Annotated in this window: 17 protein-coding genes and 1 pseudogene; 10 read left to right on the top strand and 8 right to left on the bottom strand. The window is 34.4% G+C overall.

All coding sequences use genetic code 11. From position 1 onward, the window contains the following. The first annotated feature begins 361 nt into the window (after positions 1 to 361). The gene (locus OM966_RS04945) at positions 362 to 1,096 is read left to right on the top strand and encodes a ComF family protein (protein ID WP_264329063.1); all 735 of its coding nucleotides are present in this window, start codon (positions 362 to 364) and stop codon (positions 1,094 to 1,096) included. On the opposite strand, the gene OM966_RS04940 is transcribed toward OM966_RS04945, so the two are convergent. The 5 genes from OM966_RS04940 to OM966_RS04920 form a co-directional block, all read right to left on the bottom strand. Further along, entirely contained in the window at positions 1,078 to 2,502 is a 1,425-nt protein-coding gene (locus tag OM966_RS04940) for a UDP-N-acetylmuramoyl-L-alanyl-D-glutamate--2,6-diaminopimelate ligase (RefSeq protein ID WP_264329062.1), read from the bottom strand. The genes OM966_RS04945 and OM966_RS04940 overlap by 19 nt on opposite strands. Next, on the bottom strand, positions 2,477 to 3,718 hold the full coding sequence (metC, locus tag OM966_RS04935; RefSeq protein WP_264329061.1) for a cystathionine beta-lyase: 1,242 nt from the start codon (positions 3,716 to 3,718) through the stop codon (positions 2,477 to 2,479). Before metC ends, OM966_RS04940 begins: the two co-directional genes overlap by 26 nt. A gap of 7 nt (positions 3,719 to 3,725) precedes the next feature. Next, positions 3,726 to 4,010 carry a BolA family protein gene (locus OM966_RS04930; protein ID WP_253309613.1) on the bottom strand — a complete coding sequence of 95 codons (285 nt, stop codon included), beginning with the start codon at positions 4,008 to 4,010 and terminating at the stop codon, positions 3,726 to 3,728. A gap of 88 nt (positions 4,011 to 4,098) precedes the next feature. Then, on the bottom strand, positions 4,099 to 6,021 hold the full coding sequence (gene dnaK, locus OM966_RS04925; RefSeq protein WP_264329060.1) for a molecular chaperone DnaK: 1,923 nt from the start codon (positions 6,019 to 6,021) through the stop codon (positions 4,099 to 4,101). Between the two features lie 87 nt (positions 6,022 to 6,108). Continuing rightward, the gene (locus tag OM966_RS04920) at positions 6,109 to 7,872 is read right to left on the bottom strand and encodes an Rne/Rng family ribonuclease (protein WP_264329059.1); all 1,764 of its coding nucleotides are present in this window, start codon (positions 7,870 to 7,872) and stop codon (positions 6,109 to 6,111) included. Positions 7,873 to 8,021: 149 nt separating this feature from the next. On the opposite strand from OM966_RS04920, the gene rpmG reads away from it, so the two are divergent. Together rpmG and OM966_RS04910 are read left to right on the top strand one after the other, a co-directional pair. After that, a complete protein-coding gene (rpmG, locus tag OM966_RS04915; RefSeq protein WP_264329058.1) occupies positions 8,022 to 8,222 on the top strand; it encodes a 50S ribosomal protein L33 in 201 nt (66 codons plus the stop codon). A 25-nt stretch (positions 8,223 to 8,247) separates the two neighbouring features. After that, complete coding sequence (locus tag OM966_RS04910; protein ID WP_264329057.1) at positions 8,248 to 8,523, top strand: helix-turn-helix domain-containing protein; 276 nt, start codon at positions 8,248 to 8,250, stop codon at positions 8,521 to 8,523. 74 nt (positions 8,524 to 8,597) lie between these two features. Here the strand turns inward: OM966_RS04910 and OM966_RS04905 are convergent, their stop codons facing one another. Next, on the bottom strand, positions 8,598 to 9,479 hold the full coding sequence (locus OM966_RS04905) for a zinc ABC transporter substrate-binding protein (protein ID WP_264329056.1): 882 nt from the start codon (positions 9,477 to 9,479) through the stop codon (positions 8,598 to 8,600). On the opposite strand from OM966_RS04905, the gene OM966_RS04900 reads away from it, so the two are divergent. Next, a complete protein-coding gene (locus OM966_RS04900; RefSeq protein WP_264329055.1) occupies positions 9,471 to 10,211 on the top strand; it encodes a metal ABC transporter ATP-binding protein in 741 nt (246 codons plus the stop codon). The genes OM966_RS04905 and OM966_RS04900 overlap by 9 nt on opposite strands. Continuing rightward, positions 10,208 to 11,638 (top strand): 2-polyprenylphenol 6-hydroxylase, encoded by a 1,431-nt coding sequence (gene ubiB / locus OM966_RS04895; protein WP_264329054.1) that lies wholly within the window; start codon positions 10,208 to 10,210, stop codon positions 11,636 to 11,638. The genes OM966_RS04900 and ubiB overlap by 4 nt, the downstream gene beginning before the upstream one ends. 172 nt (positions 11,639 to 11,810) lie before the next feature. Here ubiB and OM966_RS04890 read toward each other — a convergent pair whose 3' ends face one another. Continuing rightward, positions 11,811 to 12,203, bottom strand: coding sequence for a TraR/DksA family transcriptional regulator (locus OM966_RS04890; protein WP_253302608.1), 393 nt, complete (start codon positions 12,201 to 12,203; stop codon positions 11,811 to 11,813). A gap of 107 nt (positions 12,204 to 12,310) precedes the next feature. On the opposite strand from OM966_RS04890, the gene OM966_RS04885 reads away from it, so the two are divergent. After that, entirely contained in the window at positions 12,311 to 12,958 is a 648-nt protein-coding gene (locus tag OM966_RS04885) for a heme exporter protein CcmB (RefSeq protein WP_264329053.1), read from the top strand. Between the two features lie 35 nt (positions 12,959 to 12,993). Here OM966_RS04885 and OM966_RS07575 read toward each other — a convergent pair. Next, positions 12,994 to 13,921 (bottom strand): annotated as a pseudogene (locus OM966_RS07575) (IS110 family RNA-guided transposase). 413 nt (positions 13,922 to 14,334) lie between these two features. Here OM966_RS07575 and OM966_RS07260 point away from each other — a divergent pair. The 4 genes from OM966_RS07260 (at position 14,335) to OM966_RS04865 (ending at position 19,241) form a co-directional block, all read left to right on the top strand. Then, positions 14,335 to 14,535 carry a hypothetical protein gene (locus tag OM966_RS07260; RefSeq protein ID WP_319604294.1) on the top strand — a complete coding sequence of 67 codons (201 nt, stop codon included), beginning with the start codon at positions 14,335 to 14,337 and terminating at the stop codon, positions 14,533 to 14,535. 86 nt (positions 14,536 to 14,621) lie between these two features. After that, positions 14,622 to 15,779: a cytoplasmic incompatibility factor CifA gene (locus OM966_RS04870; protein ID WP_319604183.1), complete on the top strand. Its 1,158-nt coding sequence runs from the start codon at positions 14,622 to 14,624 to the stop codon at positions 15,777 to 15,779. A gap of 159 nt (positions 15,780 to 15,938) precedes the next feature. Continuing rightward, positions 15,939 to 16,397 carry a hypothetical protein gene (locus OM966_RS07255; RefSeq protein WP_319604185.1) on the top strand — a complete coding sequence of 153 codons (459 nt, stop codon included), beginning with the start codon at positions 15,939 to 15,941 and terminating at the stop codon, positions 16,395 to 16,397. Between the two features lie 48 nt (positions 16,398 to 16,445). After that, on the top strand, positions 16,446 to 19,241 hold the full coding sequence (locus OM966_RS04865) for a cytoplasmic incompatibility factor CifB (RefSeq protein WP_319604187.1): 2,796 nt from the start codon (positions 16,446 to 16,448) through the stop codon (positions 19,239 to 19,241). The last annotated feature ends 269 nt before the right edge of the window (positions 19,242 to 19,510 follow it).

The raw sequence follows: 19,510 nt of genomic DNA, 5'->3' as shown, positions 1-19,510 counted from the left end.
TAAAAGACTCCATCAATGATTTGACCGTTCCTCCCAAAACCATGCTAAACGACGGGCACTTATGGCACCAGTGAAAATTTCGGTTATAACTGCAGAGGTGCTTCCTATACAACTATACTTAAAAACTACTAAAAACTTAAATTGAGGAGTTTCTTCCTGGTTTGACAGATTTCTTCTGTTCGGTGCTAATCGGAGTGATTCGGGGACTACTTTAGTCAATGGTATACCGCATACTTATAAGTTCTGCTTTTTCAGCAGTGGCTCAGTTTGAATTACATTGAGATGAAATAAAAAGTGAAAGAGTGTAAGTACAAGTTACTTTAGCTATACTATATAAATTTTATAACATATTTAATGAATTGTGAACCTTTTCTTACTAAAAAAAGCTACAAATCTTATATTTCCGAACGTATGCGTAAGTTGTGAATATATCATTGATGAAAATCTTAATCTGTGTAGTGAATGCAACAAAAAAATCAATTTTCTAACTAAGCATTACTGCAATGTTTGTGACGTAGTAATCTCAGATAATATTCATACGTGTGGTAAGTGCATCATCAATCCTCCACCGTTTAAAGTATTAAGATCAGTTTTTGCTTATGATCAACATAGTAAAAACATGATTATAAATTTCAAATTTTTTGATAATTTGAATTACGTAAAAATCTATGCAAAGTGGATACACCAAGCTAATCAGGACACGTTTCAGAATGCAGAGGTCATAATTCCTATACCGTTACATAAAATGCGCTTGTTTAAACGTAAATATAATCAAGCAGCATTGCTTGCAAAAGAGTTGAGTAAGTTGTCCAATTTATCCTATACGCCATTTGCAATAAAACGTCTTCGCCATACTGCGCCTCAAGCTGGTCTTTCACTTAAACAGCGTGAAAAAAATTTGAAAAAGGCTTTTAGCATAAGCAACAAGAAAATTATCGAAAATAAAATCGTGATATTAGTTGATGATGTGGTAACAACCGGAGCAACTGTAAGATCTTGCTCTCAAGAAATTTTAAACTCCGGTGCAAAAGAAGTGAGAGTGCTATCGCTTGCAAGAACGGTGAATGATTGTGAAAATCAGCATGTTAAAACGTGATTTTTAATAACCTCAACATCACTAAACTCAAAGGTTTGATTCCCTATGATTTGAAATCTTTCGTGCCCCTTTCCTGCAACTAGCAGAATCATACCCTCGTTATAGGCAATATCTACTCCTTTCTCTATAGCTTCCCTTCTATCTTCTATCTCTAGCGCATTAGGGCAATGTAGTAAAATACCACGACGAATTTCTGCAGGATTCTCATCACGCGGATTGTCATCCGTGATTATCACTTTGTCTGCATATATTTGTGCTACTTTACCCATTTCTGCGCGTTTTGTTTGATCACGATTGCCACCACAACCAAAAACTAGAATTATTTTTTTATTGAAGTGCCATTTTAAAGACAATAGGGCTTGTTTAAGCGCACTTGGAGTATGAGCGTAATCCACAAATGCAAAAGGTTTCACTTTTTCCATTCTTCCTGGTGGAGAAACGAGTTTTTCTACGCATATTTCTCTGTAATTCAGTCCAGACGAGGTAACTATACCCATTGCACACAACAGATTATATGCTTGAAATTGCCCCAGAACCGGAAAAAACGTATCATAAATTTCACCACCAATTTTTATTGTAAGGTGTTGACCATTAGGGGTTGGTGTTTGCTCCAATAAAGTAATATCAGAGCCTGTTTTTCCATAGGTGATAACTTTGTTGCTGCGTTTTTCAGCTATCTTAAGCAACGCGTAGTATTCATCTATATCCGCATTTAAAATCGCTGTTTTTCCTTCTGGTAATACCTCGTAAAATAACCTTTTTTTAGTTTCTAAATATTCACCAAGATTTTTATGGTAATCTAAATGATCTTGCGAGAAATTAGTAAAAGCTGCAGCACTCAACTTTAATCCATGGATTCTATATTGATCAATCCCATGACTTGATGCTTCTAACACTAAGTGTTCTACATTTATACCACACAATGTTGCGTAAAGGTCATCTGCATCTGGAGTGGTAAGACTGTTGCTATTACCTTTTCTACCATTATTGATGTATGTTCCAAGTGTTCCAATAGACGCAGCATTATAGCCAGAGTTTTGCCAGATCTGGCGGCAAAATTCTACTACTGAAGTTTTACCATTCGTACCCGTTACAGCAGCAACATATTTGGGCTGTTTGAATTGATAAAACCTGCTGACTATTTCGCTGTATATTTCTTGAGGATTTGGGTGGAAAATATGAATTCCAGCGTCACGCACTGGAATGACACCATTTGTTATGCAATCACTTGCAATTATCGCTTTAGCTCCACAAGATAATATCTGATCTATGTAAATCCTATCCCTTTCTGACACACAAACGAAAAGATAACCTTCCTTGACTCTCTTGGGATTACATGTAACGCCCTTGATTTCAACGTCAAAGTTAACATCAACAATATCATGCAGTAATTCTCTCAGTTTCATGTCCTACTTCATCGTTTTGAAAGTCTAAACATGGTAACCTTTTTAGTGCGTCATTAAGGTCAAAGATTAAATCTTCAGGATCTTCCAGTCCACAAAATATTCGCACGAAACTTCCACCACAATCTGAATTCATTACAGATCTTGACATAGATCTACGATCCACTGGTAATATCAAACTGTCGCACCCTCCCCAAGAAGCACCAATACTAAAAATTTTCATATGATCAACCATGCAGCTTAGTTCTTCACATGAATATTCTCTATCCAGTGCTATACTGAATGTGCCGCTTGCTCCTTTGAAGTAACTTTTCCATAATTCGTGTTGAGGATGGGAGGGAAGTGCTGGATATAAAACCTTTCTAACTTTTTGCTGTGCTTCTAGCCACTTTGCCACTTCCATTGCTGTATTTTGGTGCCTTTTCATACGTGTGTGCAGTGTTCTTAGTCCCCTGTGTGCAAGGTAGCAGTCGTGCGATTGAATGGTTACTCCATAATTTTTATAGCTCTCATAAAGCAATTTAAAAATTTTACCTTCAGCAATAATAGCTCCCATAACTAAATCTGAGTGACCGGCTAGATACTTTGTCACTGAATATAGTGCAACATCAATTCCATAATCAAGCGGCTTAAATAACAAAGGAGTGGCCCATGAATTGTCGCAAACGGTTACGATTCCATGTTCTTTAGCAACTTTTACTATATGCTCTATATTTGAAATCTCAAACATTATAGAACCAGGAGTCTCGATCATTATCAATGAAGTATTACTCTGAATTAAATCAGTTATATCCTGCGTTGGATCATAAAAAGCTACTTCTGTTCCTCTTTTTGGTAGCTCATTTTCTGCAAACCTCCTAAGCCTATAATAACTATTATCTTGAATTAAAACGTGCGAGCCTGCTTTAGTGAAAGTCAAAATAGCAAAAGTAAGTGCAAATAGTCCGGAAGGATAAATAAGCGCTTGTCCACTCCCTTCAATTTCAGCCAGCGCATTTGAAAGATAATGGACAGTAGGAGTACCAACATTACTGTAGCTATAATCCCTTGCAACACCATCGTTAATTACATCGTATATACTTTCTCCATTGGCTGCATTTAAGTAGTCCTTGTAAGTAGGAAATAATATAGTAGAAGAATGATAAACTGGCGGGTTCATAGAACCTTTATAGTCATTAAATTTTCTTCCTGCTTTAACTAATATAGACTCTTCCTTCACATTTTTATTATTTATTTTTTAAATTGTACTCGTTTTGCGTATATAAGTGAAGAGAAATTGCATGTATTAGCTCTATCTCACCCTTCAATAACTCATAAATCAACTTATGTCTTTTTAGAATGCTCATTCCAATAAAGCCGTCAGATATTAATATTAATTTAATGTGCGAAGGTAATGTTGAAGATGAAGCAAAATAATGATCAGCATGCTTTGCTGATTCATCGACAATGTTGATATCAATTACATCTATCGAATCGCGTATCTTTTCTTCTATTGTTTTAATAATATCCATAATGGTTTCTTTAAGCAACAACATGCTCCTCTTGTCATCCAAGTAGCTGACACTGGGATGACAGGAAAAGTGATATAACAATACACCCTTATTTATTCTCTTCCTTATTATCTATGTCTTGATAATCAGAATCTACTACTTTTTCTTCTTTATCATTTGGATTCCCTTCTGATGAAAAGCCATTTCCAGCACTATTTTGTTGTGAGGCATTATACATAGCTTCTCCAAGTTTCATAGATAATTGAGAAAGATTAGTAACTTTCTGCTGGATTGAATCAGCGTCATCAATGTTATCAGATTTACTAACTTCTTTTAATTTGTTAACTGCATTTTCAATAGCAGATTTATCTTCTGGTGAAACTCTATCACCATACTCTGTCAGAGACTTTTCTGTAGAATGAACTAAACTATCCGCTTGATTCTTCACTTCAATAAACTTTTTGCGCTTTTCATCTTCTTGCGCTTTTTCTTCAGCTTCTTTTACCATGCGATTTATTTCATTATCAGATAGACCACCTGAAGATTGAATGCGTATTTTTTGCTCTTTTCCAGTAGCTTTATCTTTTGCAGAAACGTGTGCTATTCCATTTGCATCTATGTCAAATGTTACTTCGATCTGAGGAACTCCACGAGGAGCAGGAGGTATCCCTTCCAAACTAAACTGACCAAGTAGCTTGTTATCAACCGCCAATTTTCTTTCACCTTGATGTACCTTAATTGTAACGGCTGTTTGGTTATCTTCTGCAGTTGAAAACACCTGAGATTTTTTAGTAGGAATAGTAGTATTACGTTCAATAAGTGGAGTGAATACTCCTCCTAGAGTCTCAATACCAAGAGAAAGTGGAGTCACGTCAAGTAGTAACACATCTCTTACATCACCTTGAATGATTCCCGCCTGTATTGAAGCTCCAATTGCTACAACTTCATCAGGATTTACTCCTCTATGTGGATCTTTGCCAAAGAATTCTTTAACTTTCTCTATGACTTTTGGCATACGAGTCATGCCACCAACGAGAACCACTTCGCCAATTTGACTAGCAAACAAACCAGCATCCTCAAGAGCTTTTTTACAAGGAGCCATAGTTCTTTCGATTAAACCATTCACTAAGCTTTCAAGTTTTGCTCTCGTTAATTTCATATTTAAGTGTTTTGGACCACTTGCATCAGCTGTAATAAACGGTAGATTTATTTCCGTTTCCATTGCACTTGATAATTCAATTTTCGCTTTTTCAGCAGCTTCTTTGATTCTTTGCATAGCCATTGGATCATTTTTCAAATCAATGCCATTACTTTTCTTGAATTCATCTAGTAAATAACTCACTATTGCGTTATCAAAGTCTTCACCTCCAAGATGAGTGTCACCATTTGTAGCCTTTACTTCAAAAACCCCTTCACCTATTTCAAGTATTGAGACATCAAATGTACCACCACCAAGGTCATATACCACTATTGTGTGCCCATGTTTCTTATCAAGACCATAAGCAAGCGCTGCAGCAGTCGGTTCATTTACTATTCTGAGCACATTTAATCCGGCGATTTTTCCTGCATCTTTTGTTGCTTGACGTTGAGAGTCGTTGAAGTATGCTGGCACTGTTATCACAGCATCTTTTACTTCCTCTCCAAGATAAGCTTCTGCTGCTTCTTTCATGTTTTGTAGTATGAATGCACCAATTTGACTAGGAGAGTATTCTTTATTATCAGTGGTTTTAACCCATGCGTCACCATTTTTTGCTGCAAACACTTTATACGGCACGTTTAGATTTTTCATTTCAGAATCACCGTATTGACGGCCTATTAATCTCTTAGTAGCAAAAAAAGTATTACTTGCATTGGTGGTTGCTTGTCTTTTTGCAGGAGCGCCAATCAACCTTTCTCCTGACGAAGTAAATGCAATTATAGATGGAGTAGTTCTTGCCCCTTCTTTATTTTCTATTACCTTTGTATCCTTGCCCTGCATTATTGCAACACAAGAATTTGTTGTTCCGAGATCTATGCCTATTGCTCTTCCCATAATGAGTACCCCATTGTAAATATTATCTGATATAAGAATATATAAGTATAGGACTTATTAATTACAAGCCCAATTTAGGGTTTCTAATTAGTTATTAGAACTTAAAAAGCGCGAAAGCCATTTAGTCAGCCAAAAATTGCCTCGTAGTTTATTTGAATTATCAACTTCTTCATTGCTGCTATCCTCAATTTGGTATCCAGAGTTCTGTAATGGCTTATAACCGTTTGAATTAACATCATCTCCTTGTTTTAAAACAAATGTATTTATATCTAAACTGTTATCAATACTAATGTTAAATGTAATATTAAACTCTTTTTCGATTGTAGAAACTGTATTCCGTTTATTATTAAAAATATGCGCTATAACCGCACTATGCGCTACTAAATCAAAAGACTTATTTTGGTTCCTATGAGCAATGTGTTGTAAATCCCTTAGTATCGATGCAACAATTACTTCGTTCGATTTTACTCTTCCAATACCCTTGCAGTGTAAACACTCTGTAGTATTAATTTCTTGTATGTTTGGTTTAATTCTTTGTCTTGAAAATACCATTAAACCAAAGTCATTTATGTAGCTAAATTGAACTTTAGCTTTATCGTCTTTAAACGCTTGCTTTATAGCAGACTCAACAGCTCTGCAATACTGATATTTCAACATGTCAATAAAATCGACTACTATTAATCCTGATAGGCCCCTAAGATTCACCTGTCTTGATATTTCAGGTGCTGCTTCCATATTGGTTCTATAAGCTGTTTCTTCTATGCTATCTTCTCCTGTCATCTTTCCTGAATTTACGTCTATTGAAACAAACGCCTCAGTTAAAGTTATTACCAAAGACCCACCAGATGGCAACTCTACCCTATTGCTATATAACTCAGAAATTTGATCTTCGATTCCATAGTAAGTAAAGATTGGGATAGAACCTCTATACAATCTGTAACGCAACTTACTACCTTTTAATGCATTTTTAGTATATTGTCTCACTGCTTCAAAAGCTTCCTTCCCAGATACTATGACTTCTATACCATCGCTACAAAAATCACGAACAGATCTCATAATTACATCTGCTTCGTTGTAAATTAATGATGGAGCATTTACAGAGAAGGCATTTTTTTGAATGCTCTGCCATAATGAGGATAAGTAATTGTAATCCTGCTCAATTTCTTTCTTATCTTTTCCTGAACCAACAGTTCTTACTATTAAACCTGATCTTTTTGGCAAGTTTATTGAACTCAGTATATCCTTTAACTGCTTTCTGACATTAGCATCTTCAATTCTGCGAGACACTCCACCTTTACTCATGGAATTTGGCATGAAAACACAGTATCTACCCACTAAAGTTATGTATGTTGTAAATGAAGCTCCTTTATTGCCTCGTTCCTCTTTAGTTAGCTGGACCAATACTTTTTGATTTACTGAAATAACATCTTGTAATTTGTATTTTTTATATAAAGGTACCTCTCTTACAAAACCACTACCTAACTCGTTGACATTCTTACTAGCTGCAGAATCTGAAGAAACATTTGCTGAAGCTTCTTCTGTACAATCGTCATTTGAGCAGCCCTCAAAGATAGTTTCCTTTTCTTTTTCTGGAATATTGAAGTAATCTAGAGATATCTCGGAAAAAGATAAAAAACCTTGCTTGTTTTTTCCATATTCAATAAATACGGCTTGCAAAGAAGGCTCTATACGCTTTACATAAGCAACGTATATATTACCTCTTAATTGTTTTTTTTCCTTGAATTCTTGTTCAAATTCTACAACCTTATTATTAACTGATAAGGCAACTCTTACCTCATTAGAACAGGCAGAATTTTCTATCAATAATAACCTTTTGCCACTATTTGCCACTTATTTACCGTTTGCTTTTCATTCTGAAGTTAACTTCATGCTACTTAATGCACTGTTGATTGTCAAGAATTTTACGATCTGCATTATTCGGTTGACTTTTAGTGTTTTGCGTAATAAACTCGCATAGAATTTATTATATCATTATAAGTATGGCGAAAAAAAATGCTTCTTTGCTCGTTAAGTTAGTCAGCACTGCAATCAAGATAACAAAAACTGGTGAAGAAAAATCAACTGGCTATTTTTATGTAAAAAAGTGTAATCCAAAAAAGCTCACCAGAAAACTGGAGTTTAGGAAGTATGACCCAGTAGTCAGAAGGCACGTATTATTTAAAGAAGAAAAATTAAAGTAGTTTTTTTATAAGGAATTTTATTATTATGCAAAATTTACAATTAAGTTATCCTATAATAGTAGAGTTGAGGGATGTAAAAGATGCAAAACTGAAATTAATAAAGGTCATTGCACAATTAATAAGTAAGAGGTACACAACACAGAAAAAAGCAGCAAGCGCTCTAAAGATTGATCAACCTAAAGTATCTCAAATCAATAGGTCAAAAATCGAAGGGTTTTCCTTAGAATACTTGCTTAACTTATTGATTGCATTGGACCAAGATATAAACGTAAGAATAAAGCATAATTTTAAACCTGTATAATATGTAAAGGACAAATTGTGATTTAAATGCAGAACAATAAAACAGTAAGTCAGAGGCATTTTAAAAAGAACTTGTTACTCAACAAAACAAGATTTGAAATTTTGTGCAATGCTATTGATTATAGCTAGATATGCATCTTTTCCAGGCTCTATGTCTGATCCAATAGGATCAAGAACTACCATTTTTGCGTCATTAGAAAGAGTATTAGGCTTTATGCTATCTTCTTGTGAGTGAGCAAATATACATTTAACGTTTTCTTCCTTCATTATCTTTTTTAGCTTCATTAAACTCTTCATACCTATGTACGAATCCTCTTCTATAGAAAGAATGGCGCTTGGGTGATTTAAACCAAAATATTTTTCAAAATATTGATAAGCATCGTGAGTGACGATGTATTTTTGATTTTTAAAATCATTCAGTTCTTTCACTATTTCTTTTACTTCTTGGTCTATTTTTTTTATGGCTTTTGTTGCATTAGAGTTGTATCGATGGAAATTTTCTTTATCTATGTTAGACAATGTTGCACTTATAAAAAGTACCATGCTCTTTGCATTTTCGGGACTCAGCCAAATGTGTAGGTCTTTTTCATCTTGAGTATTGGTAATTTTTCTAGAAAATGAATGTGGCCGAGCAGGAAGTAGGTTGATTACCTTTGACAATTGCACTAGTTCTTTATTATTTTTGGCGAAAGTTTGAACAAACGTCTCTAAGTTATCGTCAGTGTAAAATATAACATCACTTGATTCCAAATTACTTGCATCAGACGGCTTTAATATATAATTATGCGCAGATGTTGCATAGCCAAGCAATTCCGGTTCTAAAATCCCTTCTGTCACAGAAGCTACAAGTGAGTGGATAGGTTTGATTGTAGCTACAACTTTTAAATTGGATGAAAAGGCAATATTATAGTATAGTGTAAATGAAAGTAATAGAAAAAAAGCCAGTAAATGTCTCATATAAACGTTGAAAAGAAGTTAAATTTTGCCAAAAAGTTAAATAATGTCAATAATCGTGTTCTAAAAATAGAAAATCTTGCTCTCACATATGATGGTAAAAGAATCCTTGACAATATCAATATGTTCATGGAAAGAGGAGACGTAATTACAATACTTGGTCCAAATGGTGGAGGTAAAACCTCTTTAGTGAAAGCAATTGCTGGCATAAATAAAAGCTGTACCGGTAGTATCGTATTTGCTGACAACATAAAAATTGGCTATATGCCGCAAAATTTTAGTATTAGTAATTTGATGCCAATAACAGTTGAATATTTCCTTTTAAATAGCTCCTTGAAAAGACTAAAGAAAAATCAATCCATTATTACAGAAGCGATAGAGTTGGTTGGTATCGGTAACATTTTGAAGAATCAAGTGTTAGAAATTTCTGCAGGGCAAACACAACTACTACTGCTTGCACATTGTTTAATTGCAGAGCCTGACTTGATCATTCTAGATGAACCAGTCAGTGCAATGGATATTAACGCGCGGGCTAAATTTTATGATATTATAAATAAAATAGCAAAAAAACGATTGGTATCGATTCTTATGACTTCTCATGATCTTAACTCTGCTCTACCATCCTCAGATTACGTAATTTGTATAAATAATACTATCTATTGCCAAGGCAAGCCTGATGAGATTACGAAAAATAGAACCCTAAATGAAATATTCAGCAGTTACGTAGCAAAATGATTCAAAATATTTTGCGTCTTCTGCACATAACTACAGTGCTGACACGTTACAATATATTACCTTATTTACTTCCACCATCAAAGAAATCAATAAATAAAATACAAGGCCATAAGCTAAAGTGTGCTCTTGAAAAATTAGGTCCGGTGTTCATTAAGTTTGGGCAGTCTATCTCATCACGTACTGATGTTTTAAATGAGGATATAACAAATAACTTGTTATTGATATGTGATAGATTGCCATCATTTTCACATAAAATAGCAGTTAAAACTATAGAAAGTGAGTTTAATTGTAAATTGAGCGACATTTTTTCAAGCTTTTCTGAAAAGCCAATTGCAGCAGCATCGATTTCTCAGGTGCATAGAGCGGTTACAACTGAGGGTAAGAAAGTTGCTGTGAAGGTTTTAAGGCCAAATATTGAGAAAACATTCTCAAGGGATATAAAAATGCTTTCTTGGCTCGCAGAAATTGCAGAAAAATTTAGCGAACAATCAAAAAGGCTGAGGCCAATTGAATTAGTCAAAACTTTTGCTGAAATTTGCCGATTAGAGTTAGATCTACGTTTTGAAGCTGCTCACTCTTCAGAACTAAAGGAAAACACAAAAAATGACAGAGGTTTTTATGTACCTGAAATAGATTGGAATAGAACTGCAAAAAAGGTTTTAACATTAGAATGGATAGAAGCAACACCAATATACGAAGTTGAAAAACTGAATAATCGTAAGCAATTAGCTATCAATCTTATAGAATCGTTTTGTAGTCAGGTATACAGGGATTGTTTTTTTCATGCTGATATGCATCCTGGAAATCTAATGGTTGATAGTAATAACAATATTATTGCCCTGGATTGTGGAATCATGGGTAGAATAGATCGTGAGACATGCTATTACGTTATAGAGATACTCAAAGGCTTTTTAAATCGGGATTATGACCACGTTGCAAAAATGCACTTTAAAGCTGGTTACGTTTCATTACAGCATAGAAATTTTGTCACAGCCTGCAGGGCAATAGGTGAACCCATTATTGGGCAGCCTATACAGAAGATTTCATTTGCTAGTTTACTTGCTCAGCTATTAAAAATAACTGGTGATTTTGATATGAAAGTTCAAACACAATTGTTATTGCTGCAGAAAACTATGATTTTACTGGAAGGGACATGTAGAAAGATCTACCCAGAAATCAATATGTGGAAAGTAGTTGAAGCGTGGATAAGCAGTCAACATGAAAGTAAAATAGGGTATAGGGAAAAAATTAGAAATTCTTATCCTGTAAAAACAATCCAAGGGATATTTAGCCTTATAGAAAAATTAAACCTAATAGCTGATAAAAAATTAGAAAACATCCAAGTTAAAAATAAATCAAATGGAAAAGTCTATTTTTTACTGTGGTTTGTAATTATAATTCTAATCGTTAAGTTTTTAATTTCTTAAACTATGGGAAAAAACTGCGTCAAACCCAATTTTTAATTCAACTTAATTTTTAATCTGCAGGAGTCGAGTTGAGAATGTCCAATTTTCCACTTTCTTTATAGCATAACATACTTCAGTCCTGATCCGCCTCTTGCTCCTCTTGAAGCCCAATGGCTCACCACTTATGTGTAAATTAATCGTTAATGTTGTACACGTTCTTTTCTTTTTCTACTCTCTCTTGCTCTTCAATACAATATATAGCAAGCGGATTAGCTTTAAGTCTTTCGACCCCTATTTCTTCTCCTGTTCCATCGCAGTAACCATAAGTGCCTAATTTTATTTTTTCTAACGCCTCCTTAATCTTTTCTTTTCTATCTTTTCGGCGCTTGATTAATTCCTCATTTCCACTATCTCCATCAGAATAGTATGTATCAATACTATTATCTTCTAGTTCTTGTTTCTCCAACTCAGCGAGTATTGATTGTAACTTTAAGCTGAAGTATTCCAGTTGTTTTACGCTCATATATTCTTCATCTTCTGAAGGAGTATAATCCTCTGGTGACTTTATTTTCGGTAACTTTTCCATAATTGCATTATCAAAAAAATAATAAAACCTATATAACTTATAAACAAAAAATTATACTACCCTCAAAGTAAACACTATAATTTATAATAAACATTTAAAAGCCTAGTATGATCGACTTAGTAAGAAAATTAGTAATAGATGGTAAGAACCTTACCTATATAGTATGTATTTTTATTATAATGTTAAGTTTATCTTCATTTACACTTGAAAACAACAATAAACAAGAAGTTATGTTAACATTAACATGGATATGTGCTACATTTGTTTTGCAGATCTCTACAAATAATTTGTTTACATCTGATTATCATGATGGAATATTAGAGCAAATCTTTGTACAGCCACTCTCTTCTAGGCTCATAGTTGCTTATAAAATTTTCGCTCACTGGTTATTATTTGGGCTACCGATTTCAGTGGTTTCTTCTATATTCAGCTTTGCAGTTCTAGGCAATAGTATTGAACACTCAATAGCAGTTGGAGTGTCTTTATTATTTAATACGCTGATAATCATTAATATTTCAGCCACTGGAAATGCATTGATGATTGGTCGAAACAACTTAGCATCAGGAGTATCGCAAATTCTTGTTTTGCCAATGATAATGCCAACCTTTTTGTATTTTAAAATGCTAACTCAATTTGAAAATTTGTCCTTGAATATTTATACACTACTAATCACCATGTTAATTTTTGTCGTTTTGATTGTTAACAGCACTATAACTACTCACATGGCATTAAAATTTGCTGTGGAACAGGATTGAAAAATCTTACTGTTATTCAGTAGGAATCTACCGTCTTAAACATCAAGATAAAAATTATTGTTTTTTATCATAGCATTTAAACAAATGATGATTTTTCTCATTACAGCAACTAAAGCGACTTTGCCAGAGTCAACTAAACGCTGGTAAAATACTTTCATTTTTTTATTATGACGCATTGCAACCACAGCAGACATGTATAATGCTTTTCGAGCATAAAATCTGCCACCTATGACTTGGGCCTTGCTCACTTTCCTTCCGCTTTCACTAGTTTTTGGTGCAACTCCAACTAGACAAGCTATTTCCTTATTATCTAACCTACCAAGTTCAGGTACCTCTATGAGTAGGATACTTGCGGTTTTCCGTCCAACACCTTTATAGCTAGTTAGCAGTTTGCTTTTTTCCTTCAAATCAGGATCAGAGTTTATTATATCTTCTATGTCTTGCCTAATTTGCTCTAATTGTTTTTTTGCAAATTCTATCTGTTTTTCTATATATTCCCTGGCTTTTCCTGTAACCTTATGCAAACGACACTTATTTGCATGAACTTCATCGTTTAGATTGCGCTCAACTGCTCTTAGCTCTTTTAGTTCTTCTTGCTTTTGTGAAACTATGTATTCTATTACTTCGTCATTTTTTGTGATAAATTCAGCATATTTTTCTAGTAATTTTGCATCTAATTTATCTGTTTTTGCAAAGTGGTTGCAGGCTTTTGCAAATGCATACCCGATTTGGGTGAGCTCTGTGAACAGCTATGTTATGTTCTTGTAACAATTTTATTACAAGTTTCTCATAACCTCCTGTGGATTCTACTACACATAACTTAACAAATACGTTAGCCATTTTCGACTTTATAAACTCAGATATAGCTCTCTCTGCATTTTCTATACGCTGATGTTTATTGTTGATTGAGATATCAAGTGTTTCTTTTGAAACATCAATACCCACAAAAACTGTTCTAGCCATTTTTGTACCTATAAATATAATCAAATAATAATGTAAATGCTGTACAGGATTGTGATTCGATCTTTTAGATCCTCCTACCGTTCGTACTCCATTTTTTAAAGCTAGGAGTGTACTGAGATGCCTACGATTTCTATCAATCAATCCAATTGACAGTATCACTCCTTGCTCATTATAGTCTTGCGACTTTGATTTAATATACAATCCTAATCGGCGAAAAAAAGGTGAACAGATGTTATCGCTGAAGATACTGGCCTCTCTGTTGATTATATTGAGAAAATTCAAGAAAAGAAGTTTTAGCCATAACGTTTTTTTATTAAACCCTCTATTCTAGTAATTTTAATATTGCAATCCATTCTAATGTCTGTATAATGCCCCTTTTACATAATACTATTAATATTTAATGGGAGGGTAAAATGCCAAGGAAGACAGATCGTCATGCTGCAGTACTTAAAAAGCTACAAGATGTTATAAAACATACAGATTCTGAAATTGCTTCTGGAAGGAAGTTAGCTATTAAAAGGTGGGCGGAAACCTATATAGAGAATATTAAATTTTTTAAGGATGATAAGCTGCAGTTTTTGCACAATGTATTCCAAGATGAAGGTTGTTGGTGAGGTACAAGGTTAAATAATGATGTTTTAGGTACAAGATTGACTGAAGAGAAAATAGGAGAAATCGATAATCCACTTCGCAGAATGAGATGGCTTCTAGTTACTGTGTGGTAGAAAAAATTCTTCCGTTCTTTCAAAAAAGATTCGAATTTCTCAAGAGCAAATTTCCTCCTGGTAAATTTGATGGCAAAACTGAAACTGAAATTGACAAATACGTACGAAACTCCCTGCTAGATACGATAAAGAGGAATGGTCGTATTTTTGATTTCTGGATCAATAGAGAGTCTGGGGAATTAAAGGAGTATGATGCAGTAGAAGGTTTTGACAGTGCTGTAAAACTTAAATGGAGTGAAGGAGTAGAGTATTTTTATAATCATCTAAAAGAAGAAGATAAAGAAAAGAAGCTTACAGAAGCTGTTATTGCTCTTTCTCGTCCTCAATCTGTTGAGAAAGACGCTCCTATTTTAGATTTTTGTGTAAGGAATATAGCTGACAAAGATACTCTTTTACAGAAATTATTGCAGAAAGATAAGGGAGTATATTCCCTTCTTGCTGAATTAATAGAGTCATGTTTTTTTGATACGGTTCATGATTTGGTACAGTGCTGGTGTTATAAAGGCGTTCCAGCAGGAGGAGACTGTTCGGACAAAATATTCTCACAGCGAGACTATGAGCTTCTTCTTTCCTCACTTTCAGATGTGATGTTGAAAAATCCTGAGTCAAGTGCTCAAGCTAGGTCTGTTATTATGAAAATTTGGGAGTGTGACAGCTTGGATGAATACAAAAAGACTGCTATTATTGATACTTCGAATGGTAGAATTCCTATAAAGGGTGTACTTGCAGAATTGATAGTTAACTGGAAACGAGAAGACATTTATAAGTCTGATGAGGAAAAAGAAATAGAGAAAAAAGAAATACTAGATATGATGTTATTTGCTAAAAATAGCTTTCCTGAGAGATTTGAGTTCTTTAAGGAAAAGATAATAAAAAACCTTAGATTGTGTGGTAGAGAAGGTAAAAGAGTAAATGTAGATTACGGTCTGTTTGCAGAAGAATTATTCTCTGAGTTAGAGAAAACAATTTTACCACCTGGTCCTGTAGGTGATGGCCCTAGGTATGATTTACGGACGCAATCTCAAGCTCATGGTAGTAAGAAAACATCTTTGCCACTTGATGGTTCTGGTGATGGTCCGCAGTCCAAGTTTGAAGCTCCTAGTATGAGTGGTGTCTCTAGCCGTAGAAAATAGAAGGGTATCTTATATGAATAATGGTGATGGACTTATTAGGAGTTTAGTGGATGGAGATCTTGAAGGCTTCAGACAAAGGTTTGAATCTTTTTTAGATCAATGTCCATCTTTCTTGTATCATGTAAGTGCAGGTTGTTTCCTTCCTGTATTCTTTTTAGTATGTTTGCTACTGCGCATGATGAAGGTATTTTAGATCCAAGTGAAAAAGTCTATTTTCGTTTTGATAACCATGGTGTTAATCCACGTAATGGTGAAAATCGAGATACGGGAAACCTAAAAGTTGCTGTTTATCGTGACGGACAGCAAGTTGTCAGATGCTACAGTATTTCTGATCGTCCTAATAGTGATGGGTTAAGGTTCAGTACAAGGGAAAGAAATGCTCTAGTGCGAGAGATTAGAGGGCAAAATCCAAATTTAAGGGAAGAAGACCTAAATTTTGAGCAATACAAAGTATGCATGCATGGAAAGGGCAAGAGTCAGGGAGAAGCAATTGCAACAGTATTCGAGGTGATTCGTGAAAAAGATCTTAGAGGTAGAGATAAATTTGGCAAATATTCAGCATCTGAAATTAATCTTATTAGACAGCTCTTAGAAGATCACAGATTAACAATTAAGTAAATAGAAAGGAGACAACTCAATCGAAATCAGTGTGAACAGCTTGATAGGTTGATCAATTTTGCACGAGTCGAACCTAGTCAACAAAGAATTGGCGATTTTATAGAAATGCTAGCAAGCAACCAAAGACAAGATGTAAGAGATTCTCTCCGAGAAGATATTTTAGAATATATAACTGATACCTATAATAATTATAGAGCGCAGATAGAAAATAATATTGAAAATCGCAGTCAAAAGTTTGAGAGTCACGGGTTTTTATTAGGTTTCTTAGCAAATTTTAGTCATCACTACGCAATAGGCATTGACCTTGACTTATCTCCTAGAAACTCACATGTTGCATTTCTTGTACGTCATCAAGCAGAAAGAGAAAATATTCCTATTGTTATTAATCTTGCTATATTTGATACACCGTCAGATGTTGCATTAAACTGTGCCATAGGCTACGCTGGAAGGTTACACACTTCTTCATTTATACCTATTCATACTGAATCAAGAAATACTGTCTGTGTTGGATTAAATTTTAATTTAAATCTAGATCCCTTTAGTGTTGATATAGTAGAACTTCAACAGGATAGATTTCCTTTAGTACAAAGATTATTTGAGTGTTTGGAGAATGAAGGAATTAGAGAAAATATTAGAGATTTCTTGCTTCAACACCTTCCTAATGAAATACCAAGGAATGCAGAGAATTATAACAGAATATTTGATTGTATAACTGGTTTTGCTTTTGGGAGTAGTGCTTTTGATATACATCATTTACAACTAGAAGGTGAAGAAGAAGTAGAGGTACCTATAGCAAAGTATATACTTAGATATGATGATGGGGATCATGCTTTAACCATGGTCTTTCATGCTCAAGGTTCTGATATAGTTATATTTAATATCAGAATTAATGATGATGTACAACAAGAAGCTATCAATTTACAAACTCTCAATATTGATGGGAATGATGTTCATGTATGGAAAGTTTCATTCACACTTAATGACCAATTTGAGCTAGATATTGATCAACCAAATGACCTTGGTTTGTATCACGATTACCAAAATAATAATGCAAATAATTTTCTTGCTGGTGATCTTGTACAAGTGCCTAATGCTGAAAATGTACATAACACTTTGAATCAAGTTATGAATGATGGCTGGCAAAATGTAGGTCAGCATAGAGAACTATTTCAAGAGATCTCTGGAGCATTGATGCCACTTATGGATGCAATAAATGTTAATAGTGAGGATAAATTTCGTTCTATACTACATGGTACATTTTATGCTAGTGATAATCCTTATAAAGTGATTACTATGTATAAAATTGGTCAAACATATAGTTTGAAAAGGGGTCAGGAAGAAGAAGGAGAAAGGGTAATACTCACAAGAATTACAGAACAGAGATTAGACCTTTTATTATTAAGACAACCTACAGAGAATGATCTAGATACTCATCCAATTGGATATATATTAAGATTTGCTGGTAATGCAGAAGAAGTAGCACAAAAGGAGAATAACGCAAAAGATCGAATAAAAGAACTTATGAACAAGCAAAGAGGATATTTGCTTATTACTTCTGGAAATGAGGTGGTTTTGTCTTATGCTCTATTTAATAGAGATGCACGAAGAGAGGAAGAACTTATAACTATTCCACAAGAACTGTATGTACATATAATTGATCGTCATAGTCGTGTTTTAGGGGCAGAACAGACTGGAAGACCTGAAATAGTGGAGGGAATAGGGAATCTAGATGAAAGATTTAGAAATTTTCAGGAAAATGTTAATGAAGGTGAAAGACAGCCATCAACTTTCTTATATAGTCGAGGTAATGATGAATGGGTTGAGGTACATGTTATACGTCACTTCAAGGGTACAAGAGAAGAGGTTTTAAGGAGAATAGGGTCAGGTACAGATAATATTGCACATAATGGATCACAAGGAACTACAACTACTCATTTATCACAAGAACAAATATTACGACAAATAAACAATCTTCTTGGAGATGGTAATCAAATACAAAATGTCAACGATCTGCTTACACTAGAATTTGCGACGAGAAATGGACATTATGATTACTGGCTTCAACAAATTGATATAGCTCACGCTGGAAGATTGCGATATCAGCTTCGTACTGAAGGTAATCACACTTTTGAAGTAGCTAATTTGGCAAGGAATGACGGTAACGAGCACATTGTTAGAGTATTAAATCAATTTAGGGAAAATGAAGAACAACAGCGTTTAACTTTAATAATTACTTTAAATAATACTCATTGGGTTACACTAGTGATTGAACGTCAAAATGGGAACTATGTTGGGTACTATGCTGATTCAACTGCTACTGCTGTTCCAGGTGGTATTACCGATATCATTCAAAATAACTTAGGAAATAATATCAGGATTAATAATGTTTCTGTTCGTCAGCAAACAGATGGTTGGAATTGTGGTTTATGGACATTAGAAAATGCTAGTGATATTAATCGAGTTCTAAACGAAAATCATATTGGGCAAGTGCAGAATATCATAAATATAATACGCGATTTTCTTGGAAGAGGCCTCCCAAACAGAGATAGAAATTACTTTCAGAACATAAGAGTGGGCATTTCACAATTATTCAGGAATGATCCGGGATTTCAAGATGTGCAATTGCAAGCATACATTCAAAATAGAGAACAAATTGATCCATTACTGCGTACTTATCTAGAATTAGGATATCACAGAGTAGGAGGAGGGTATGGATTAGTAGAAGCACCTATATCGCTTGGTGTTAGTGATTCCAGTAATTTTGGTGACCTGCCACAGTCGAGCTTAGAAAGTCCTGAAGCTAGTCGTGTTTCTGACCTTAGCAAAGGTAAAGGCGGTAGGTAGAGGTAATCGGTAGATGAAAGGAGTGTAACAAAAACCTTATGCATCAAGTAGAGATTGTGAGCAAATTTAAAGAAGTTAAGGTGGGTAACCTGTTTTTTTCTACTTGCAGCAATGTTTCAAAAAGTATATGTGTCGAGTTGGGTAAAGTTGAAGGAGGTTCTTAAATGAGCAACTATTAATTTGGTAGTATATAACATTAATAAATTTAAACGATGCAACCATTTCCAGCAACAAAAACCAGCTAGCGTGAGAAGATTTTTTCTTGGAAT

Source organism: Wolbachia endosymbiont (group A) of Andrena hattorfiana (assembly GCF_947179565.1).
GTDB lineage: Bacteria > Pseudomonadota > Alphaproteobacteria > Rickettsiales > Anaplasmataceae > Wolbachia.
This window is presented reverse-complemented; position numbering and strand designations above follow the sequence as displayed.